Annotated in this window: 19 protein-coding genes; 10 read left to right on the top strand and 9 right to left on the bottom strand. The window is 62.6% G+C overall.

Annotated features, from left to right (window positions below; all coding sequences use genetic code 11):
* The first annotated feature begins 323 nt into the window (after positions 1 to 323).
* A complete protein-coding gene (locus GCN78_RS13545; RefSeq protein ID WP_152252190.1) occupies positions 324 to 827 on the top strand; it encodes a DUF3016 domain-containing protein in 504 nt (167 codons plus the stop codon).
* 157 nt (positions 828 to 984) lie between these two features.
* Positions 985 to 1527, top strand: a complete 543-nt coding sequence (locus GCN78_RS13540) for a DUF3016 domain-containing protein (protein WP_152252189.1) — start codon at positions 985 to 987, stop codon at positions 1525 to 1527.
* On the opposite strand, the gene GCN78_RS13535 is transcribed toward GCN78_RS13540, so the two are convergent.
* From GCN78_RS13535 to GCN78_RS13525, 3 genes are all read right to left on the bottom strand, one after another.
* Complete coding sequence (locus GCN78_RS13535) at positions 1528 to 2313, bottom strand: substrate-binding periplasmic protein (protein WP_152252188.1); 786 nt, start codon at positions 2311 to 2313, stop codon at positions 1528 to 1530.
* A gap of 52 nt (positions 2314 to 2365) precedes the next feature.
* Entirely contained in the window at positions 2366 to 2809 is a 444-nt protein-coding gene (locus GCN78_RS13530; protein WP_034784316.1) for a thioesterase family protein, read from the bottom strand.
* A 101-nt stretch (positions 2810 to 2910) separates the two neighbouring features.
* Complete coding sequence (locus tag GCN78_RS13525; protein ID WP_152252187.1) at positions 2911 to 4353, bottom strand: PQQ-dependent sugar dehydrogenase; 1443 nt, start codon at positions 4351 to 4353, stop codon at positions 2911 to 2913.
* A gap of 216 nt (positions 4354 to 4569) precedes the next feature.
* On the opposite strand from GCN78_RS13525, the gene GCN78_RS13520 reads away from it, so the two are divergent.
* Positions 4570 to 5676, top strand: a complete 1107-nt coding sequence (locus GCN78_RS13520; protein WP_070217735.1) for an S-(hydroxymethyl)glutathione dehydrogenase/class III alcohol dehydrogenase — start codon at positions 4570 to 4572, stop codon at positions 5674 to 5676.
* A 116-nt stretch (positions 5677 to 5792) separates the two neighbouring features.
* The gene (locus GCN78_RS13515) at positions 5793 to 6026 is read left to right on the top strand and encodes a hypothetical protein (RefSeq protein ID WP_152252186.1); all 234 of its coding nucleotides are present in this window, start codon (positions 5793 to 5795) and stop codon (positions 6024 to 6026) included.
* Between the two features lie 4 nt (positions 6027 to 6030).
* Here GCN78_RS13515 and GCN78_RS13510 read toward each other — a convergent pair whose 3' ends face one another.
* The gene (locus GCN78_RS13510) at positions 6031 to 7035 is read right to left on the bottom strand and encodes a GlxA family transcriptional regulator (RefSeq protein WP_152252185.1); all 1005 of its coding nucleotides are present in this window, start codon (positions 7033 to 7035) and stop codon (positions 6031 to 6033) included.
* Positions 7036 to 7150: 115 nt separating this feature from the next.
* Between GCN78_RS13510 and GCN78_RS13505 the strand changes: the two genes are divergently transcribed.
* From GCN78_RS13505 to GCN78_RS13495, 3 genes are all read left to right on the top strand, one after another.
* Complete coding sequence (locus GCN78_RS13505) at positions 7151 to 10096, top strand: polymer-forming cytoskeletal protein (RefSeq protein ID WP_152252184.1); 2946 nt, start codon at positions 7151 to 7153, stop codon at positions 10094 to 10096.
* An 88-nt stretch (positions 10097 to 10184) separates the two neighbouring features.
* Complete coding sequence (locus tag GCN78_RS13500; protein ID WP_152252183.1) at positions 10185 to 10883, top strand: dienelactone hydrolase family protein; 699 nt, start codon at positions 10185 to 10187, stop codon at positions 10881 to 10883.
* Between the two features lie 140 nt (positions 10884 to 11023).
* Entirely contained in the window at positions 11024 to 11440 is a 417-nt protein-coding gene (locus tag GCN78_RS13495) for an SRPBCC family protein (protein ID WP_077399161.1), read from the top strand.
* 38 nt (positions 11441 to 11478) lie between these two features.
* Here GCN78_RS13495 and GCN78_RS13490 read toward each other — a convergent pair whose 3' ends face one another.
* Positions 11479 to 13095, bottom strand: a complete 1617-nt coding sequence (locus GCN78_RS13490; protein ID WP_152252182.1) for a M28 family peptidase — start codon at positions 13093 to 13095, stop codon at positions 11479 to 11481.
* 127 nt (positions 13096 to 13222) lie between these two features.
* Between GCN78_RS13490 and GCN78_RS13485 the strand changes: the two genes are divergently transcribed.
* From GCN78_RS13485 to GCN78_RS13475, 3 genes are all read left to right on the top strand, one after another.
* A complete protein-coding gene (locus GCN78_RS13485; RefSeq protein WP_152252181.1) occupies positions 13223 to 14104 on the top strand; it encodes an alpha/beta fold hydrolase in 882 nt (293 codons plus the stop codon).
* 200 nt (positions 14105 to 14304) lie between these two features.
* Positions 14305 to 16455 carry a DEAD/DEAH box helicase gene (locus GCN78_RS13480; RefSeq protein ID WP_152252180.1) on the top strand — a complete coding sequence of 717 codons (2151 nt, stop codon included), beginning with the start codon at positions 14305 to 14307 and terminating at the stop codon, positions 16453 to 16455.
* Between the two features lie 442 nt (positions 16456 to 16897).
* Positions 16898 to 18553: a methyl-accepting chemotaxis protein gene (locus tag GCN78_RS13475; protein ID WP_152252179.1), complete on the top strand. Its 1656-nt coding sequence runs from the start codon at positions 16898 to 16900 to the stop codon at positions 18551 to 18553.
* An 84-nt stretch (positions 18554 to 18637) separates the two neighbouring features.
* Here the strand turns inward: GCN78_RS13475 and bamE are convergent, their stop codons facing one another.
* Genes bamE through GCN78_RS13455 form a run of 4 tightly spaced genes read right to left on the bottom strand, consistent with a single transcriptional unit; the run spans position 18638 to position 20597 of the window.
* The gene (bamE, locus tag GCN78_RS13470) at positions 18638 to 18946 is read right to left on the bottom strand and encodes an outer membrane protein assembly factor BamE domain-containing protein (protein WP_152252178.1); all 309 of its coding nucleotides are present in this window, start codon (positions 18944 to 18946) and stop codon (positions 18638 to 18640) included.
* Positions 18943 to 19731, bottom strand: coding sequence for a hypothetical protein (locus GCN78_RS13465; RefSeq protein WP_152252177.1), 789 nt, complete (start codon positions 19729 to 19731; stop codon positions 18943 to 18945). The genes bamE and GCN78_RS13465 overlap by 4 nt, the downstream gene beginning before the upstream one ends.
* 48 nt (positions 19732 to 19779) lie before the next feature.
* A complete protein-coding gene (locus GCN78_RS13460; RefSeq protein ID WP_152252176.1) occupies positions 19780 to 20139 on the bottom strand; it encodes a nucleotide pyrophosphohydrolase in 360 nt (119 codons plus the stop codon).
* Positions 20136 to 20597 carry a GNAT family N-acetyltransferase gene (locus GCN78_RS13455; protein WP_152252175.1) on the bottom strand — a complete coding sequence of 154 codons (462 nt, stop codon included), beginning with the start codon at positions 20595 to 20597 and terminating at the stop codon, positions 20136 to 20138. The genes GCN78_RS13460 and GCN78_RS13455 overlap by 4 nt, the downstream gene beginning before the upstream one ends.
* Positions 20598 to 20620 lie beyond the last annotated feature (23 nt).

Raw genomic sequence — 20620 nt, 5'->3', positions numbered from 1 at the left:
TGTAGACTGACAGCTAAGTATTAACAATAAGCAAGAACAATTGACTAGAATCATGCAACACGCTTGCCAAAAAAGCACTGCAAATCCATGCGGCTGACACGTTCTATACTTTATCGCTTAGGCAACTATATTTTCAAGACAATACTTTGTTTTAGTTAATATTGCCAATGAATCTGCAAAAAATACGGCGTATCGCCTTTCTGACGGAAAATCAGAAAAGTAACAAGGTATGAATTCCGCGCCAGAATGGGATGCGGCGCGCTATATTTAAATAGGCATAAGAAGTGGCGCCATGCCACTCACATTTCCTGAAAGGGTACATCATGCAAAAGCAAACGACGCGCGCCCTGGTCGTGGGCCTGGCCTTGCTGGCCAGCAGCGCCGCCTGGGCAGGAACAGAAGTGCGGTTCAGCAAACCGGATCAATTCACGGATATTCCGTTCAATCCGCAGGAACGCGATGAGGTGTTGAAGGAACTGGGCCGGCATTTCGAGAAACTGGGTGCATCGCTGCCGCCCGGGCAGACCTTGAAAATCGACGTGACGGACGTGGATCTGGCGGGACGTGAGAATCCATCCCTGCGTGCCGGGCGGGATATTCGCGTCCTGAATGGCCGGGCCGACTGGCCGCGCATACGCCTGCACTATGTGCTGGAACAGGATGGCAAGGTCATTCGCAGTGGCGATGCAGCCCTGTCTGACATGTCGTACATGAGCCGCGTCAATCGTTACTTCAGCGATGAAAAGCTGCGCTATGAAAAGCTGATGATCGATGACTGGTATGCCGATACCTTTGGCGTCAAGGTGAAGCGCCAGGCGCGCAAGTAAGCAGTACAGCTTGCCTGGCATAGCTAGCCGCGTGGTCTGCGGCCGCGCGAAACGTATTGCGCTCCGGAAATTTTCACTTCGGTCTATAGTCGGACGTGAGCAGGCAGATGCGGCATTGCAGCGTCTGCCTGCCGTGAATTTTCTGAAAGGAATGCATATGCGTATTTCCAGAATGACGAAAACATGGGTGGCCGCATTGGCGCTGGCCGCTGGCGGCAGCGCCTGGGCGGGCGTCCAGGTGACGTTCGACAAGCCCGACGATTATTCCGATGTACCGTTCAGCTCGCGCGACCGGGAGCAGGTGCTGGCGGGCCTGGCCAATCACTTCACCTGGCTGGGCAAGAGTTTGCCCCATGGCCAGGACCTCAGGATTGAGATCACCGATGTCGATCTGGCGGGACGCGAAGACCCGGCGCGCCGTGGCGCCTTCGATGTGCGCGTGTTGACGGGCCGTGCGGACTGGCCGCGCCTGCGTTTGCGCTATACGCTCGAACAAGATGGCAAGGTCATTGCCAGCGGCAACGCCTATCTGTCGGATATGTCGTATTTGCAGCATATCAATCGTTATTCCAGCAACGATGCCTTGCGCTATGAAAAGCGCATGATCGACGAATGGTTCAAGAATACGTTCGGCGTCAAGCCCCAGGGCCGCAGTAGTCCCGTGATCACCTTGCAGCCGCGCGACGTTCAGCGCAGGTAATCAACGCAAATAAGCCTCTTCGATGCGCGCCAGCTGGCCGCTCTGCCGCATGGTGAGCAGGGCGGCATTCATTTTCTCGATGAAATCGGCCTTGTAGGCCGGCGTGTTGCGGGCGCTGTAGGCGATATACGTGGCTTCGGACGACAGCTCCAGCACTTCATGCAAGGTAAAGCCGAAACTGGCCAATTCACCTTGCAGCCGGCGCGCCGTGTGGCGGGCCGCGCCGCGGTCGCTGGCGTAGCAATCGATGCGCCCCAGGGCGAGTTTTTTCAGATTGGCTTCATTGCCCTTGGCCGCCTCCAGGCGCAACAGTCCTGCGCGGGCCGGCGCCATCAATTTTTCCGAGAGCAAAAAACCTGTATTCACGCCGATGGTCAGGCCGGCAAAGTCGGCCGGAAAGTGCGTGCGCGGCGTGCGCATGACGGCGTCGCGGCAGAACAGCACCACCGATTCGCTGTACAACATGGCCGAATACGGTTGCACATACGGCCGTTCCGTCTTGCGTCCGGGCGGGAACAGGCCGAAAACCTGTCCCTTTTCCAGCGCATCGAGCCCCCGCTTCCACGGACGCGGCTGCAGTTCCAGCCGGTAGCCGGGCATCCTGCCCGCCGCCTGGCGCAGGATGTCGACATACATGCCCTTGAAGACGCCGTTTTCCACATAGCTGTACGGCGCATAATCGTCGTCGCCATACAGGATGACGGTTTGCGGCGCGGCCACGGCGCATGGCGAGACGCCCAGCAACGCCAGGGTGAGGCACAGTCCTGCCCTTATCGCTAATCGCATGCGGCTCCAGAATTAATTATCTTCCTGGCAAGCATACAGCATGGCGCGCGAATTAATCGATCCAGTTCACCTGTGGGAACTTGCTGCCGAAATCTTCCGCCATGGGCACGACCTGGCTGAGCTTATAGTTGAAAAACACAAAGCCGGACTTGGCCATGGCGATCAGGGTGTTGTCGCGCGGGCGCGTGATGCGGAAGGTGATGTCGCCGCCATACTTGTTGAAATCCATGACGCCCACCTCGAACAGCAGCTGGTCGCGCGCATGGGCTTCGGCGCGGTAGGTGGTGGCCAGGTCGGTGACGATGATGCCGGTGCCGTCCGCTTCGATGTCGCGCACGCCATATTCGAACAGGAAGCGGGCACGGGCCTCGGAAATCATGGAAATCATGGAATCGTTGCCGAGATGGTTGCCGGCGTTGATGTCTGTCGTGCGTACCGTCAGTTGCGAGGAATAGCAATACTGGTCTTCGGGGAATTCAAGTTTCAAACGGGCCATGGTGTTCTCTTGGGCTAGGGCGCAGGGCGCGGCGGAAAATGCAATTCTAGCCGGTTCCCCGCGCGCCGTCGAAAAACGCCGCCTGCCGCACGCGCTGCGCTTCAGTTGCGCACAATGCGGTACACCTTGCCCGTGCCGCTCAGCATGTACAACTCGTTCTGCGCATCTTGGCCAAACGACAGGATATTGCCCACGTTCGTGATGCCCCAGTCCGTCACGGCCGAGGCCGTGCCATTGCTGTAGCTGAAACTTTTCAACCAGCCGCTGCAATAGTCGGAATACAGGTACTGTCCCGCCAGTTCCGGCAAGGCCGTGCCCCGGTACACATAGCCGCCCGTGATCGAACAGCCGCCGGCCGTATCGTGGCCGTATTCGATGGCGGGCGGGACCAGTCCCGTCTGGTTGCAGCTGGCGTTGTTATAGCAGTGCAATCCTTCCATGATGTTCCAGCCATAGTTGTTGCCCGCCTGACCCACGGGACGCACATCGACCTCTTCCCAGTTGGCCTGGCCCACGTCGGCGATGTACAGCAGCTGGGCCTGCACGTCGAAGGCGTAGCGCCATGGATTGCGCAAGCCGTAGGCCCAGATTTCAGGGCGTCCGCCTGCCGTGGCAAATGGATTGCCAGGGGGAATGGCATATGGCTGGGCCACACTGCTGGCGTTGACGTCCAGGCGCAGCAGCTTGCCCAGCAGAACGTTCGTGTTTTGCGCGTTGCCGGGCGGGTCGCCCCCGCTGCCGCCATCGCCCGTGCCCGCGTACAGGTAGCCATCCGGCCCAAAGCTGAGCAAGCCGCCATAGTGGTTGCTGAATGTGGGATGCGGTATCGTGAGGATGGCCAGCGCGGACAGGGGATCGGCCACGTTGGCGTTGCCGGCCGATACTTGCCGCCGCTCGATGGCTATCTCGCCGGCCAGGTTGGTGTAATAGATGAAGAAATAGCCGTTGCTGGTGTACTGCGGATGGAAGGCCAGCGACAGCAGGCCCCGCTCGCCGTCGGTGGTGGTGAGTGGAGTGATGTCGAGGAAGGCCGTGGCCAGCAGGTTGCCGTCTTGCACCACGCGTATGCGCCCGGGGCGTTCAAGGATGAACAAACGGCTGTCGCCCGGCGGCGCCGTCAGGAAGATGGGGGCATTCAGTCCGCTGGCCACTTCCTGCAGGCGCATGGCCAGCGGCGCGCCGGCCGCATACGTGACGGTGACGCTGGCCGTGGTGCCGGCAGCAAGCCGCACTTGCTGCGTCGCCGGCACGGGCACCAGGCTGGCTGTTCCTTGTAGCACGCTGGCGGCGCTGACCGCATAAGCGCCGGGCGCCAGGCCATCGAGCGTGCGGGACGCCGTCAGCAGCTTGCTGTACGACGCGGGGCCCGTCACCGTGACGGCGGCGGCCACGCCGGCTGGCAAGCCGCGGATGGTGACGTTCAGGCTGCCGCTGCCGGGCGCAGGGGTAGCGTCGCCGCCGCCGCACGCGGCCAGCAAGCCCAGGCAGCAGGCCAGCAGCAGGGCCAGCCAGGTGGGGGACAGTCGGCGTAGGGGGTGGCGCATGTCGGTCTCCTGCGGGAACGACGCAATGGCGGCTCAAGAGGGGATGGGCTTGTGCCTAGAATGCGCGTCTTCGTGGCGGGAAGTTTGAGCTGGCGCAAACGTACGGCGGCATCGGACAAATGCGCCGCGTTTTCAGACAAGCGCGAAGTCCGCCGCGCCACCGCGCCCGCCGGCGCCCGATAATGGCGCATCTGAAACCGAGCAGGAAGACATCCCATGAAAACCAAAGCCGCGATTGCCTGGAAGGCGGGCGCCCCGCTGACCATCGAAGAAGTCGACCTGGCCGGCCCGCGCGCCGGCGAAGTGCTGGTCGAGCTGAAAGCGACGGGCATTTGCCACACCGATTACTACACCTTGTCCGGCGCCGACCCGGAAGGCATCTTCCCCGCCATCCTCGGCCATGAAGGCGCCGGCGTCGTCGTCGACGTGGGTCCGGGCGTGACGACCCTGAAAAAGGATGACCACGTCATTCCCCTGTACACGCCGGAATGCCGCCAGTGCAAATTCTGCCTGTCGCAAAAGACGAACCTGTGCCAGGCCATCCGCTCCACGCAGGGCCGCGGCCTGATGCCGGACGCGACTTCGCGCTTCTCGCTGAATGGCCAGCCGCTGTTCCACTACATGGGCACGTCCACCTTTTCCAATTACATCGTCGTGCCGGAAATCGCCCTGGCGAAAATCCGCGAAGATGCGCCCTTCGATAAAGTCTGCTACATCGGCTGCGGGGTGACGACGGGCGTGGGCGCCGTCCTGTTCTCGGCCAAGGTCGAGGCGGGCGCCAACGTGGCCGTCTTCGGCCTGGGCGGCATCGGCCTGAACGTGATTCAGGCGGCGAAGATGGTCGGCGCGGATAAAATCATCGGCGTGGACATCAACCCGGCGCGCCAGGCCATCGCGCGCAAGTTCGGCATGACGCATTTTATTAACCCGAACGAGGTGGACAACGTCGTCGACGCCATCGTGCAGCTGACGGACGGCGGCGCCGACTACAGTTTCGAATGCGTCGGCAACACGACCCTGATGCGCCAGGCGCTCGAGTGCACGCACAAGGGCTGGGGCAAATCGTTCATCATCGGCGTGGCGGCGGCCGGGCAGGAAATTTCCACGCGCCCGTTCCAGCTGGTGACGGGGCGCGAATGGCGCGGTTCGGCCTTCGGCGGCGCGCGCGGCCGCACGGACGTGCCGAAGATCGTCGACTGGTACATGGAAGGCAAACTCAATATTGACGACCTGATCACGCACCGTTTGCCGCTCGAACGCATCAATGAGGGCTTCGACCTGATGAAGAGCGGCGAGTCGATCCGTTCCGTCGTGTTGTATTAATTTTATCTGACTGTACTCATTGCGCAACACATGACGGGCTGGGCGGGGCGGCAGGCTGTACTTCACCGCCTGCCCCTGCTAGTGTGAAGACATCCGCCTTGCTCTGGGAGCCGTCCATGTTTGCCACCGCCTACCTCGCGACTTTGCGCCGCATGCTGCCCGTCTTCCTCGGCGCGGCCCTGTCATCCCTGCTGGCCTTGTGGTGGAGCAATGCCGCCATCCTCGCCACGCCCGCCATCTGGCTGGCGCTGCTGGCCACCTATCTGCTGTGCGCACTCCTGTTTACACCGCTGGCCCGGCAGAGCCGCCAATTGGCCACGCGCCACGTACGTCACGGCAAGCCGCGCTGAAGTCCTAGCGCGCCGTGCTGGAAAAGCGCTCGCGGTAATCGCGCGGCGTGATGGCGAGTTTCTTTTGAAACAGGCGGCGCAGCCTTTCCTCGCTATGCAAGCCCGCCTGCGCGGCCACCTGTTTTAGGGATGACACATTGTCTTCCAGCAAGCGGCGCGCCACTTCGAAACGGGCCGTGTCGATGAATTCCGTGGGGCTGGTGCCCGTTTCGCGCTGGAACACGCGCGTAAAATTGCGCTCGCTCATGGCCAGCCTGGCCGCCAGCAGCGGCACCGTGAGCTCTTCGGCCAGATGTTCCATGATCCAGCCCTGCAACTGGCGAATGGTCGGATGCGTCGTCATCTGGCTCGACAGGTGCACGGAAAACTGCGACTGGCCGCCGGGCCGCTTCAAGTACACCACCAGGTCGCGCGCCACTTCCAGCGCGATATCGCGGCTGAAATCGTCTTCCACCAGGGCCAGCGCCAGGTCGATGCCGGCCGTCACGCCGGCCGACGTCCAGAATTTCCCTTCCCGTACGAAAATCGCATCGGCATTGACCTGTATCAATGGATAGCGCTGGCGCAGGCTGTCCACGGCGCTCCAGTGCGTGGCCGCGCTCTTGCCGTCCAGCACACCGGCCTCGGCCAGGAAGAAGCAGCCCGTGCACAGGGCCGCCAGCGTGTCGATGCGCGGCGCCGCCTCGGCCACCCAGGCGGCGAGGGTGGGGATATCCTGCAAGACTTGCTCGACGTGGTGGCAGCCGACGATGACGGCCAGGTCGGGCAAGCGGCTGGCATCGAGCGCCTTGCTGGCGTGCAGCGACATCAGGGTGTCCGACTCGACCGGGCCGATGGCCGTCGAGGCGATGCGCACGTCGTAGCCGCCGGGCAGATTGCGCAGGCGCAAATGGGTGTTGGCGTAGTCAAACACTTTCATGGCGCCGATGGCTTCGAGCGCCTTGAAGCCGGGATAGACGATGATGTCGACGGTGCGCAGGGGGAATTCTTTGGGGCTTTGCTTGATCATGCGATATGCGCGAGGGGGATAAATACTGCCATAATGCAACAACAGCGATGGCGTAGGTTAGCATGAAATAATCCGCGCGCCCGCTGGCTTCCCACCCACCGGATTCCTCGATATCGTGCGCTTACTCCACATTTTTGCCGCCCTGACATTGCTGCTGGGCGCATCCCTTGCCCACGCGGCCACGCTCAACTTCAATGGCGGCGCCGTCAACGGCTGCAGCCTGCCGGCATCCAGCACCCAATATACTTGCACCTCGCTGGCGCTGGGCTCTACCGACGTCATCGTCATCGGCAGCGCCTATGCCGTGACGGTCAACAGTTCCCTGGCGATGAGCTATAACCAGGGCTTGACGATGAGCGGCGATGCCACGCTGACGGTCAAGGGCAACCTGGATATCAAGGATATCAATCCGCCGAACCTGAAAGTAACGGGCGGCAACCTGACAGCCGAGGGCGGCACTTTCCTCATGGGCTCGCAGGAACAGACCGTCACGGCAAATATTTCGGCCACGACCATCAAGATGGGCTCGAACAACGTCACGGTGACGGGCAAGATCAGCGCCAAGGGCCCGGTGGAAATCGCCTCGGGTTCCGTCATCAACGGGGCCATCAGCGGCACCGTCGTCAACATCCTGCCCGCCAGCACCCGCATCCAGGGCGATATCACGGCGACCACTTCGCTGACCATCGGTTCCGGCAGCCAGGTGACGGGCAACCTGAAATCACCGACGATCGACCTGAAGGCGTCCGGCCTGCTCGTTACCGGCGACGTGGACGCGAGCAATTCCTTGTCGATTGCTTCCGGCAATGGCATCAAGGGCAATGTGGACGCCGGCGAGGTGACCCTTGACTCGTCCAACGCGTATATCACGGGCAACGCCAAGGTCGACCACATCACCCTGGGCTGGCAGGGGCGGGTGCAGCAAATCATCACCTGCAAGGCGTATACGCCGTCGAATCCGTGCAGCTGCGTGACGAACAACAGCGGCTGGGCCTTCAATGAACCGATGGGGCCGAAATGCGGCCCCGGCACGCCGAGCGGACTGCACCATTTCCAGATCGAGCACCCGCTGACGGCGCTCACGTGCCAGGTGCCCACGGTAACGGTGACTGCCTGTGCCGATGCCAGCTGCAGCGCGGTCTACAAGAATAGCCCCAGCGTCACCGTCAGCCCGGGCGGCGTGCCGACGCAGATCGATGCCACTGGCGTCAACCCCAATGTCACGCTGCGCCAGACCACGGTGGGCATCGCCACGCTGAGCCTGGTCAGCACGCCCGCCACGACGGGCGCGCTGGTGTGCAAGAGCGGCGGTAGCACGAGCAATTGCCAGATCAGCTTTCTCTCCAGCGGTTTCCAGGTGAGCGGTGTTCCGCGCTACGCGGAAGTGGCGGGCCCATTGGAAATCAGCGCCTTGCAGACCTCGTCCGGCAACAGGGACGTATGCGTGCCCTTGTTCGCCAGCCAGACCAAGCAATTGAACCTGACTTGCGCGTACAGCAATCCGGGCAAAGGAACATTGCCTGCGCGCATCTTTGACAGCGCCAAAAATAACTATGTCGCCCTGGCTGGCAGTGACCAGAGCAGCTGCGCCGTGGCGAGCACCAAGGTGAATGTGACGTTCGGCGTCGACGGCGTGGCCAGGCCGAACATGCTGTATGCCGACGCGGGAGCGCTGATCCTGACGGCTGCCTACAAGCCGGACAGCGGCAGCGACAAAGGTTTGGACATGAGCGGCAGCGGCACGGTCATCGTGGCGCCAGCGAAATTTCAGTTCACGAAGCTGGCGCCGATTCAGCGCGCCGGCCTGGCGGCGGCGCCCTTGACGCCCGATGCGACCATCATGCTGTCGGCCGTCAACGCGCTCGATGCCGTGACGAAGAACTTTGGCAACGAAAGCGGTGTCGCTGTGCAGAAAGTCGTGCTCGACCGTAATCTGCAGGCGCCGCTCTACACAGGCGTAGTCAATCCGCAGGTCGGCGGCGATCTCGATTTCGTGACGAAAGGGGGCGTCATCGCGGCGCCGCCGCTGATCTGGCCCGAAGTGGGCAAGGTCAATTTCACGGCGGCGCTGCAAAACGGTTATCTGGGCAGCAGCCTGACGTCGCCGGGGACGAGCGACCCCGTGCTCTTCTATCCGCACCACTTTGTGACGGAACTGGTCATCAAGAAAGTGGACCTCCCGGGGGGGGCGAAGACGGAGTTTCCTTTCCCGTGCAGCGCGCCGCTCGCCTGCGCCGGCAACCGCGCCGTGTATTCGCGCCAGCCGTTCGACCTGACCATCCGCGCCCAGACGGCCGCCGGCAAGGAGACGAAGAACTTCGACGCCAGGAATGACGACATCAACAAAACGCAAGTGACGCTGGTCCCGTATGACGTGGCCACGGGGAAGAACAACTATCCGCCCACGGCGCCATCGGGCAGCACGCTGACGGATGGGGCAAAAGTGCCTGCGGCCGTAGCGGGCGTGCCCGTCACCAGTTTTACCAATGGCGTTGCCACGCGCACCATCGCCTACAGCTTCCCCGCCGCCTATGCCGTGCCCAAGGAGCCGACAGCGCTGGCATCGCCGACGGGGCTGCTGCTGCGCGCGACGTATGCCTATCCGGCGGCCGGCAATGTGAGCTCGGCGCCGGCCGATGGCCAGGAAGCGCAACTGACCGTGCTCACGGGCCGCCTGATGGTGCCGCATGACTACGGTTCCGAGCGCTATCCCGTGCGGCTGGCCGTGCAGGCGCAGTACTGGGATGGCAAGACCTGGGTTACCAGCCTGCTGGACAGCATCAGTGCGTTCGACAGCACGCTGGTCACGTTTGCCAATTGCAAGAAAACCCTGGTGTGCAAGGATTTTGTATTGCCTGCTGGCACTATCATTACTTACACGTTCGACAAGGGCATCTTGCCGCCGAAGAATCGCCTGGTCCTCGCGGCGCCCGGCGTTGGCAAGAGCGGCAGCGTCGATGTGTCCGTACCCGGTATTGTGTACTTGCCCAGCACCGTGGGCACCGTCGTCTTTGGCGTCTTCAAATCGGGTCCCGTGATTTATCTGCGCGAGATGTATTGAGCCAGAACAAAGGGTGGGCGCGGAAAGGGGGAAAAACCAGTAACATGCCTGGCTGTGGCATTTCCCCCAACCTCAGACTGGAGTTTCTATGAGCACAACATCGCAGTGGATCGATATCGCCGGGCCGGACGGCAACTTCCAGGCTTACCTGGCCGTGCCGCACGTGGGCAAGGGCCCCGCCATCATCCTGTTGCAGGAAATTTTCGGCGTCAACGAGCACATCCGCGCCGTGGCCGACCAGTACGCGGCCGACGGCTACGTGGTGCTGGTGCCCGACCTGTTCTGGCGCGCCGGCGCGCACATCGAGCTGGGCTATGACGCGGACGGCTGGAAGCGCGCCGTCGAACTGATGCAGGCCACCGACAATGCGCATGCCGACAGCGATATCGCCGCCACCGTCGCCGTCCTGCGCGCGCGCCCGGAAGTGACGGGCAAGCTGGCTTCGGTCGGCTACTGCTTTGGCGGCCGCCTGTCGTTCCAGACGGCCGCCGCCGGCCTGGTCGACGCGGCCATCGCCTATTACGGCGGCGGCATCCAGAACAAGCTGGACCTGGCCGACCGCATCCAGGTGCCGCTGCTCATGCATTTCGGCGGGCAGGACAGCCATATTCCGCCGCAAGCCGTGCAACAGATCGCCGAGCGCTTCGAAGACCGGCAAGACGTGGAAATCCATATCTATCCGGGCGCCGAGCACGGTTTCAACTGCACCCACCGCGACAGCTACCAGCAGCGCGCGGCCGCCCACGCGCATGGCAATTCCTTGATTTTCCTGGCAGAAAATCTGTAAGACTGTCTGTTCAGCCCGGCCCGCCTCCATTTCCCGCCCAGCAGCAAAGCCGCATGGGCGCTAAAATAGCGGCTGTGCCGGGCAACTCCGGCCGGCCGGGCGCGGCGCCCGGCAAACCTGGATGAGGAACCGAATTAAAGATGGCCCAAGTAATTGTTTCTGTAACATTGGCGGCAAGCGCCGAAAGAGTGTGGGATTTTATCGGCGGCTTCCAGTCGCTGAATGAATGGTCGAGCTCGATCAAGACCAGCTTGTCCGAACATGGCGGCCGCGTGCGCCGCCTGAAAACCACGGACGGCGCCATCATCGCCGAGCGCCTGCAAAGCTACAGCGAAGCGGACAAGAGCTACAGCTACACCATCGTCTCGGGCCCTATCCCCGTCAAGAACTACCGATCCACCCTGCGCGTCACGGGCGAACCGGGCGGCGCTTCCTGCGTGGCGGAATGGTCGAGCGAGTTCGACGCGGCCGAAGGCGTGGAAGAGGTCATGGTGGGCGCGTTCCAGCACTTGTATGAAACGGCATTCATTGATTTAAAACGCATCATGGCGATTTAAATGAAAACACCGGCCCGGGCCGGTGTTTTTCATGGCGCCTAGCGTTTGACCTTGCCAAACGCCTCGCCCTTGTTCCATGTCGGCAAATTCTTGTCATTCGCCACTTCATAGCCGAGGTTCAGGGTGAACTGCGCCTGCTGCAGCATGCCCGACAAGTCCCACGACGGGTGGTATTCATCGCTCACCTGGTGGTAATCCTTCTTGAACGCCACCAGGCGTTCGCCGGAGACTTTCGGCTCCTTGACGAAGTCGAAGGAGCCGTCACCGGAGAATACTGCCGAGCCCACGTTGAAGGCGGGCACGCCAGCCTTGGCGAAGGCAAAATGGTCGGCGCGGTAAAACGCGCCGGACAGGTCGGGAATGGTGGGCGCCAGGCGCAAGCCCATGCGCTTGGCCACCTTGGCGGCGCTCGCGTACAGGCTGCTGCGCTCGGCACCGGCCACGCCGATGTCGTGCGTCTTGCCGACAAAGTTCATGCTGTCGAGGTTCAGGTCGGCGGCGGTTTTCGCCAGCGGCCACAAGGGCTTGCGCGTGTAGGCCGTGCTGCCCAGCATGCCCGTTTCCTCGCCGGCCGGCCACAGGAAGATCTGCGTGCGGCGCGCCGGTTGTTTCACGGCCACTTGCGCCATGGCCAGCAGGGCCGCCGCGCCCGAGGCGTTGTCGATGGCGCCGTTGTAGATGTGGTCGCTTTGCCCGCCGCGGCTGCCGCCGTCGTCATCCTTGCCCAGGTGGTCCCAGTGCGCCGAGTAAATGACGGCCTCGTCCTTCAACTTCGGGTCCGTGCCGGGCACGATGCCGGCCACGTTGAATTGCTCGATGCTGCGGATCTGGCTGTTCAGCGCCACCTTGACCGTCGCGTTCAAGGCCACGGGGCGGAATTCGCGCGTTTCCGCCTGCGCGCGCAAGGCGTCCAGGTCCTGCCCGCCGGCCTGGAACAGCGTGCGCGCCATGTCTTCCTGCAACCAGCCTTCCATCGCGTTGCCCGCGCCGGCCAGGTTGAAGCGCTCATGGCCGAAACCGTTGGCCGGCACCGACCATGGATACGACGCGGATGCCGTCGTGTGGATCAGCAGCACGCCGGCGGCACCCTGGCGCAGCGCTTCCTCGTACTTGTAGACCCAGCGGCCGTAATACGTGAGCGACTTGCCGGCGAAGCGGTTCGGCTCGGCGCTTGTGGGCTGCGGGTCGTTGACCATCATGATGACCAGCTTGCCTTTCAGATCGATGCCCTTGAAATCGTCCCACTGCTCTTCGGGAGCGCGGATGCCGTAGCCGGCGAACACGACGGGGGCGTCGAACGCCACTGTCTGCTGGCCGTTGGCCGCGCCAAAGACGATGTCCTTGCCGAAGGCGGGGGACAAGGTCTTGCCGCCCGCGCTGAAGGTTACTGTGCTCGATGGCAAGGCCTTGCTGCCGACGATGGTCAGCGCCTGGCGATACGTACCATCAGGCAAGGGCTGCAAGCCGGCCACGGCCGCCTGGGTTTCCAGGTAGCGCACGGCCAGGTCGCCGCCGCGCTGGCCCGTGCCGCGTCCTTCCAGCAAATCGTCGGCCAGGAAGGACAGGTGGGCGCGCAGGGGCGCCTCGGCCACGAGCGGTTGGGCGAAGGTAGCCGTGCTGAGCAGGCTGGCGGCGAGGACGAAGGCGAAACGCATGAGAACTCCAAAAGTGAATACAAAGCAGCGGCAATCTTACTCTACCGCAATGCTCTGGCGTAGCGCGCGGCGCGCACCAGCCGATTGCGGCCACAATGGCCGCTGGCCCACCGACAAGGAGCGTTCCATGACTAGCCCTGAATTGCAATCGAGCAATACCCTGCGTATCGCCGACGGCACCCTGATCCACTACAAGGACTGGGGCAGCGGGCCGCCCGTCGTCTTCAGCCACGGCTGGCCCCTGTCGTCCGACGCCTGGGAAGACCAGATGTTTTATCTGGCCTCGCGCGGCTACCGCGTCATCGCGCACGACCGGCGCGGCCATGGGCGCTCGAGCCAGCCCTTCGATGGCAATGACATGGATACCTATGCCGACGACCTGGCCGCCCTGATCACGGCGCTGGACTTGACGGGCGCCACGCTCGTCGGTCATTCGACGGGCGGCGGCGAAGTGGCGCGCTACATCGGCCGCCATGGCACGGACCGCCTGGCGGGCGCCGTGCTGGTGGGTGCCGTGCCGCCGCTGATGCTGCAGACCACGGACAACCCGCTGGGCTTGCCGCTGTCGACGTTTGACGCCATCCGCGCCGGCGTGCAGGCCGACCGCAGCGCCTTCTTCCGCGACTTGAGCGAGGCGTTCTATGGCTACAACCGGCCCGGTGCGACACCGTCGCAGGGCGTGCGCGAGCATTTCTGGTTGCAAGGCATGCAGGCGGGCATGCCCGCCGCCTACCTGTGCATCAAGCAATTTTCCGAGACGGATTTCACCGCCGACCTGGCCAAGTTCGACGTGCCGACCCTGGTGATCCACGGCGACGATGACCAGATCGTGCCGATTGCCGCCTCGGCGCGGCGCACTGCCGAGCTCATCATCGGCAGCAAGCTGCTCGTGTATGCGGGCGCGCCGCACGGCCTGGCGACGACGCACAAGGACCGCTTGAATGAGGACTTGCTGGAATTTTTACGCCACTCGGTCGATGCGGCAAGCAATATCGAAGCGCACCTGTAAAAGCGGCATATCTATTGCAAAACACATAATATTGCTTGCTTTTTGCACCAATTGCGTGCGGATCGCCGATTTTTCTGCGTTTTAGAATGCAAAAAATGGCGTTCTGCCACGCCGTTCCACCCGGTACGGTCCAGTAAAGAGTAAACTAGCGGATACACTCTTTCGCATTGGGCGATTCGAGCGAACTTGTGAGTGATTTCATGTCTGATACACCAATTTCCTTATTTTCCGACCTTAACCTGAGCGAGCCGCTGATTCGCGCGCTCAAGGATGTCGGTTACGAAACACCGTCGCCTATCCAGGCGGCCACGATTCCATTATTGCTCGCGAACCGCGACGTGCTGGGCCAGGCGCAAACGGGCACGGGTAAAACCGCCGCCTTCGCCTTGCCGATCCTGTCGCGCATCGATCTGAAACAAAGCTCACCCCAAGCCCTGGTCCTGGCACCGACGCGCGAACTGGCCATCCAGGTCGCCGAAGCGTTCCAGGTGTACGCCGCCCACATTCCCGGCTTCCACGTGCTGCCGATCTACGGCGGCCAAAGCTACGGCCCGCAACTGTCGGCCTTGCGCCGCGGCGTGCACGTCATCGTCGGCACCCCTGGCCGCGTCATCGATCACCTGGACAAGGGTTCGCTCGACCTGTCCAAGCTGAAAACCCTGGTGCTCGATGAAGCCGATGAAATGCTGCGCATGGGCTTTATCGACGACGTCGAACGCATCTTGAAAGAAACGCCGGATGGCCATCAAACGGCCCTGTTCTCGGCCACCATGCCTTCCGTCATCAAGCGCATCGCCACGACCTACCTGGTGAACCCAGCCGAAGTGACGGTCGCCGCCAAGACGGGCACGGCCGACAACATCCGCCAGCGCTACTGGCTGGTGTCGGGCATGCACAAGCTCGACGCGCTGACCCGCATCCTGGAAGCGGAAGCGTTTGACGGCATGATCATCTTCGCCCGCACCAAGCTGGGCACGGAAGAGCTGGCCGGCAAGCTGCAGGCGCGCGGCTTCTCGGCCGCCGCCATCAATGGCGACATCCAGCAAGCGCAGCGCGAGCGCACGATCCAGCAGTTGAAAGATGGCAAGATCGACATCCTCGTGGCAACCGACGTGGCCGCCCGCGGCCTGGACGTCGAGCGCATCAGCCACGTCGTCAACTATGACGTGCCGCACGATCCGGAAAGTTATACCCACCGCATCGGCCGCACGGGCCGCGCCGGCCGCAGCGGCGAAGCGATCCTGTTCATCACTCCGCGTGAAAAGAACCTGTTGAAAGCCATCGAACGCTCGACCCGCCAGCCGATCGGCATGCTGGAACTGCCGACGATCCAGGCCGTCAACGACGTGCGCATCGCCAAGTTCAAGGAACAGATCAGCGAAACCCTGGCCCTGGGCGAACTGGAACAGTTCCAGTCGCTGATCGAAGATTTCGAACGCGAACAGAACATTCCCGCCATCGAAATCGCCGCCGCCCTGGCGAAGATGGCGCGTGGCAATGTGCCGCTGTTGCTGGACAAGAACAAGGCGCGCGAGCAAGCCACGTGGCAAGACGACCGTCCTGTGCGCCAAGACCGCTTCGAGCGCAACGACCGTCCGGAACGGGGCGACCGCTTCGACCGCAACGAGCGCAGCGAACGCCCGGCCTTCCCGAAAAAGGAACGCATCTCCCGTCCTGCCGACGCCGGCATGCAGACTTTCCGCATTGAAGTCGGTCATCAGCATGGCGTGAAGCCGGGCAATATCGTGGGCGCCATCGCCAACGAAGCGGGCATCGATTCGAAAAACATCGGCCGCATCGAAATCTATGACGACTACAGCGTCCTGGACTTGCCGGACAGCATGCCGAAAGAATTGCTGGACCAGCTGAAAACCGTGTGGGTCGCGGGCCAGCAGCTGCGCATCAGCCGCGACGGCGACGCGCCGGACCTGGCGCCGCCAGCCGCGCCGCGCAAGCCGTTCGCCGCCAAGTCCGCGCCAGCGTTCAAGGATGCGCCAGCGGATGCGGGCGACGCAGCGCCAGCGCCGCGCGCGCCGAAGAAGGAACGTCCACGCCCAGGCGTGACGGCCTACCGCATCGAAGTGGGTCGCGAGCACGCCGTAACGCCAAGCAACATCGTTGGCGCCATCGCCAACGAAGCGAACCTGGAAGCCAAGCATATCGGCCGCATCGATATCTTTGACAATTACAGCGTGCTGGACCTGCCGGAAGGCATGCCGCCGGAAATCCTCGACCACCTGAAATCGGTCGTGGTCTCGGGCCAGAAACTGCGCATCAGCCTGGACGACGGCACGACGGAGCGCAAGCCTGCGCCACCGCGTCCGAAATCGCCGCGCAAAACGTTCAAGTAAGCGATCCCATCACAGGCGTCTCCCCGGCGCCTGTGTCGCGGATTGGAGACACATCCCCGACTGGCGCGTTCGCGCCAGTTTTTATTTCCCTCCAGTAAACGAACCATGTCCCTCCGTTACTAACGCGGATGGTTGCGCCATGGATTTTCCCTATCGAACTGTGGTTGCCGTCATTTAATCGGCATATACGGCTTGTTTCTCGCGCTCGATAACAATAAATATTATTTAATTAATTATCCATACTGCATGTCATTAAGATTTTGCATTTCAATAAAGCTAATCAAGTTGAGTTAAAGTAAATTGTAAAACATAAAATAATTGACTTTTATTAAATTGTTTGACCAGCGTCACTGTCGCCGAGGCGATATATCATGGGTGCTTGATGTGGTATATTGTTTTTATGTTTTTGTTATGCTAGTTGAAAAAATATAGAGGAGCGACGATGCGGGTCAATACGCCTATCACGCAAAATGAATACGTATTAAATGAAGGCATGACGATTGTTTCCACCACGGATTTGCAGGGAAACATCAATTACGCCAATCAGTATTTCATTGAGGTCAGCGGTTTTTCAGAAATGGAATTGCTGGGTGCGCCACAGAATATCCTGCGGCATCCCGATATGCCGGCCGAAGCGTTTGCCGACCTGTGGGACACCATCAAGACGGGCATGCCCTGGACCGGCATGGTCAAGAACCGCTGCAAGAATGGCGATTTTTATTGGGTCTTCGCCAATATCACGCCCGTCATCGAGAATGGCCGCCCGATCGGCTATATGTCCGTGCGCACCAAGCCCACGCGCGAGCAGATCAACGAAGCGGCAGCCCTGTATAAAAGTTTTAAAGATGGCAATACCGCCAAGCTGGCGATCCGCAAGGGCCGCGTCGTGCGCCAGGGCTGGGCCGCCAAGCTGGCCGAGTGGCGCAAGCTGAGCCTGTCGCAAGACCTGGCCCTGCATTGCATCGTCTTTGGCGTGGTGCTGGCCATCCTCGGTTGCGCCGTGTGGAATATCGACGGTGACACGAGCACGGCCACGCGCAGCTGGCTCAGCGGTGCCGCCGCCGCCGCCGTGGCGCTGATGCTGTATTTCTGGGCCCATCTGCACAATTCCCTCGTCGCCCCGCTGGGCGAGGCCATCACGGTGGCGCGCAAGATGGCCGGTGGCGACTTGACGGGCGTCATCGACAAGGTGCGCGACGATGACATGGGGCAATTGATGGCGGCCTTGCGCCAGACGAATATCAATTTGCACAGCATCATCGGCGACGTGCGCGCCAACTTCGAGGATATCCGCATCACCACGGCGGAAATCGCCACCGGGAACATGGACCTGTCCAGCCGCACGGAATCGCAGGCGTCCAGCCTCGAGCAGACGGCGGCCAGCATGGAAGAGCTGACGTCCACGGTGCAAAACAGCGCCGACCACGTGGCCACGGCCAACGACCTGGCGGCGCAGGCGTCCAAGGTCGCCGCCAAGGGCGGCACCATCGTCAGCGAAGTGGTGACCACGATGGACGAGATCAGCACTTCGTCGCGCAAGATTCTCGACATCATCGGCCTCATCGACGGCATCGCCTTCCAGACGAACATCCTCGCCTTGAACGCGGCCGTGGAAGCGGCGCGCGCGGGCGAGCACGGCCGCGGCTTTGCCGTCGTGGCCGGCGAAGTACGCAGTCTGGCGCAGCGCTCGGCGACGGCGGCGAAAGAGGTGAAAAACCTGATCGACCATTCGATCGCCACCGTGAATGCGGGCAGCGTGCTGACCAGCAATGCGGGCGCCACCATGACGGAAGTGATCGCCTCGGTGGCCCGCGTGACGGAAGTGATGGACGAGATATCCTCGACCACGCGCGAGCAGAACCAGGGCATCGGCCAGGTCAACCAGGCCGTCATCCACATGGATGGCATCACGCAGCAGAATGCGGCGCTGGTGGAGCAGGCGGCGGCCGCCGCCACCAACCTGGCGCAGCGCACCGACAGCGTGGCCCAGTCGATCGGCATCTTCAAACTGAAGGCGTCGCCCAAGCGCAAGGTTGCCGGCGTGGGCCGCAGCGTGGGCGCGGGCGTGGCGGCAAGGGCCTTGCTGAAGGCGAGATAATTACCCCAACGGCGAAAGGCTGGGGTCGTACGGGGACGCCGAGTCCTTAAGGTGCGACCCCGGGTTTTGTCTGTAGGGTACTTTTTACTTCTTCACCCGATACACTTCTCCGCTGCGCACCTTCTTCACCACCCCATCCCCGCCAAACAGAATCACATATTCTCCCTGCGCACCCGAGGCCGCCGGGTAGGTGTACATCCATACTTCATTGCCGCTGTCGAAGCGGATCGACGTGCTCTCGCCCAGCGCGGCGCGCACCTGCTCGCGCGTGCTGCTGCCCGGCCGCACCGTCTGTTCCAGCGTAGCGTACGGTACGTTTTTGCTTGCCTGCAAGGCGCGCGTGCCCGAGCACGCGGCCAGCAGCATCAGCACGATCAGCGACAGCCGTTTCATGGCGCCACCTCGTCCATGTAAGTAAATTCCAGCAGGGTGTCATCCGGCCAGTTTGGGTCCCACAGTGGCGCGTAATACGTGCGGTCAAGCAAGACCTGGCAATCGCAATAGGGCAGCGAGGCGGGCGTTTGCTCGCCGCCCGCGTACAGCATGGTGAACGGCAGCGCCAGGCGGCGCTCGCCGTGCACGAGGGTCACGCCGAACAGGGGCCGGTCCGTGAAGAACAGATAATTGCCGTCCGGCTCGGAACACACCTTGTCCGTGCTGTAGAGCATGCTGGACAGCCAGGCGATGATTTGCGGGTCGTTCGAGATCAGGCCCGAATCCATGCCGGCGCGGCATTCCAGGCGCAGGTCGCCCAGGCGTCGCGTGCCGGGCGGCAAGCCGGGTGTGATGACCTGCGCGCGCCAGCTCATGGTGGAAGCCCTGCGGTTGGCGATCAGGATCGCGTCTTCGCGCGCGGCCTGCGCGTTGCGCACGGGGGCAAAGCTGTTGTCCTCGGCCAGGGGCAAGGGGATGCTGACGGTGTCGCCGGCGATGCGCAGCTGCACGCCCGTCATGTCCACGCCGGGCTGGCGCGGCAGCAAGCGAAAGCGCAGCACGGCCTGCGGCGCCAGCGCATGGTCGCGCTCGAAGCGGTCCACGCCCTGCAGCATCTTGCGGTAGGATTTGTCGACGGGGTCGCGCGTGGCGTCCACTTTGACTTGCGGCACGGGCGCGGTTTGCGCCAGCGCAACAGCGCCAGGAAGCAGCAAAGCCAGCAGGAGAGGTAAGTAGGCACGCATGCCTTGATGCTACGCCTTTTTGCGCATCAGCCACGCACGGCTGGGGGATCAGTACTCGCTGTATTTGCGCGCATCGCCGCGCACCTGCTGCGCCGGGTATTTCTGCGCGTTCAATTCCATCTTGTCCAGCACGGCCGCGTGCAGGTCGACGCCGCTCTTGTCGGCCAGGCGCACCAGATACATCAGCACGTCGGCCAGTTCGTGGCGGATGCCCGTGCGCTTCGCCTCGTCCAGTTCGCAATTCGCGCCTGTGGCCAGCCACTGGTAGTGCTCGACCAGTTCCGCCACTTCCACGGACAGGGCCATGGCCAGGTTTTTCGGCGTGTGGAACTGGTCCCAGTCGCGCTCGTCGGCAAAGGCGCGCAGGCGGGCACGGATGTCGAGCAGGCTGTCGAGCGGCGCGTTCATGCGGCCACCTGCAATGGTTTTTCCATGAAGACACTGAACGGATCGTCGGGATAGTCGCCGTACGGTCCGCGCCGCTGGTAGCCGTGGCGCGCGTACAGGGCGATGGCGGCGGGCTGGTGGATGCCCGTTTCCAGGGTCAGCAAGCGGCAGCCGCGCGCCAGCGCCTGTTCTTCCAGCAAGGCCAGCAGGCGTTGCGCCAGGCCCAGGCCGCGGCTGTCCGGGTGCACGTACATGCGCTTGAGCTCGCCGAAATCGGGCGTGACGACGATGGCGCCGCAGGCGCGCGCCGTGCCTGCGGCATCGCGGGCGACGGCGAACAGCAGGCTGTCCTGCGGCACGGACGCCAGATCCAGCGAGTAGACGCACTCGGCCGGATACAGCGTTTGTTGATACGCATCCAGTTCGGCGATCAGGGTTTGCACGTCGGCTTGCTGCGGCGATTCGAGGCGGATAGTCATGGGGAGGTCGAATGAATGGGACT

This window comes from Janthinobacterium rivuli (assembly GCF_009208735.1).
GTDB lineage: Bacteria > Pseudomonadota > Gammaproteobacteria > Burkholderiales > Burkholderiaceae_D > Janthinobacterium.
This window is presented reverse-complemented; position numbering and strand designations above follow the sequence as displayed.

Coding starts and splice junctions, on each gene's coding strand:
- GCN78_RS13515 (WP_152252186.1), top strand. CDS start 5,793: ATGTTTGCCACCGCCTACCTCGCGACTTTGCGCCGCATGCTGCCCGTC.
- GCN78_RS13465 (WP_152252177.1), bottom strand. CDS start 19,731: ATGCGTGCCTACTTACCTCTCCTGCTGGCTTTGCTGCTTCCTGGCGCT.
- GCN78_RS13485 (WP_152252181.1), top strand. CDS start 13,223: ATGACTAGCCCTGAATTGCAATCGAGCAATACCCTGCGTATCGCCGAC.
- GCN78_RS13475 (WP_152252179.1), top strand. CDS start 16,898: ATGCGGGTCAATACGCCTATCACGCAAAATGAATACGTATTAAATGAA.
- GCN78_RS13480 (WP_152252180.1), top strand. CDS start 14,305: ATGTCTGATACACCAATTTCCTTATTTTCCGACCTTAACCTGAGCGAG.
- GCN78_RS13525 (WP_152252187.1), bottom strand. CDS start 4,353: ATGCGCCACCCCCTACGCCGACTGTCCCCCACCTGGCTGGCCCTGCTG.
- GCN78_RS13530 (WP_034784316.1), bottom strand. CDS start 2,809: ATGGCCCGTTTGAAACTTGAATTCCCCGAAGACCAGTATTGCTATTCC.
- GCN78_RS13520 (WP_070217735.1), top strand. CDS start 4,570: ATGAAAACCAAAGCCGCGATTGCCTGGAAGGCGGGCGCCCCGCTGACC.
- bamE (WP_152252178.1), bottom strand. CDS start 18,946: ATGAAACGGCTGTCGCTGATCGTGCTGATGCTGCTGGCCGCGTGCTCG.
- GCN78_RS13540 (WP_152252189.1), top strand. CDS start 985: ATGCGTATTTCCAGAATGACGAAAACATGGGTGGCCGCATTGGCGCTG.
- GCN78_RS13490 (WP_152252182.1), bottom strand. CDS start 13,095: ATGCGTTTCGCCTTCGTCCTCGCCGCCAGCCTGCTCAGCACGGCTACC.
- GCN78_RS13495 (WP_077399161.1), top strand. CDS start 11,024: ATGGCCCAAGTAATTGTTTCTGTAACATTGGCGGCAAGCGCCGAAAGA.
- GCN78_RS13500 (WP_152252183.1), top strand. CDS start 10,185: ATGAGCACAACATCGCAGTGGATCGATATCGCCGGGCCGGACGGCAAC.
- GCN78_RS13510 (WP_152252185.1), bottom strand. CDS start 7,035: ATGATCAAGCAAAGCCCCAAAGAATTCCCCCTGCGCACCGTCGACATC.
- GCN78_RS13460 (WP_152252176.1), bottom strand. CDS start 20,139: ATGAACGCGCCGCTCGACAGCCTGCTCGACATCCGTGCCCGCCTGCGC.
- GCN78_RS13545 (WP_152252190.1), top strand. CDS start 324: ATGCAAAAGCAAACGACGCGCGCCCTGGTCGTGGGCCTGGCCTTGCTG.
- GCN78_RS13535 (WP_152252188.1), bottom strand. CDS start 2,313: ATGCGATTAGCGATAAGGGCAGGACTGTGCCTCACCCTGGCGTTGCTG.
- GCN78_RS13455 (WP_152252175.1), bottom strand. CDS start 20,597: ATGACTATCCGCCTCGAATCGCCGCAGCAAGCCGACGTGCAAACCCTG.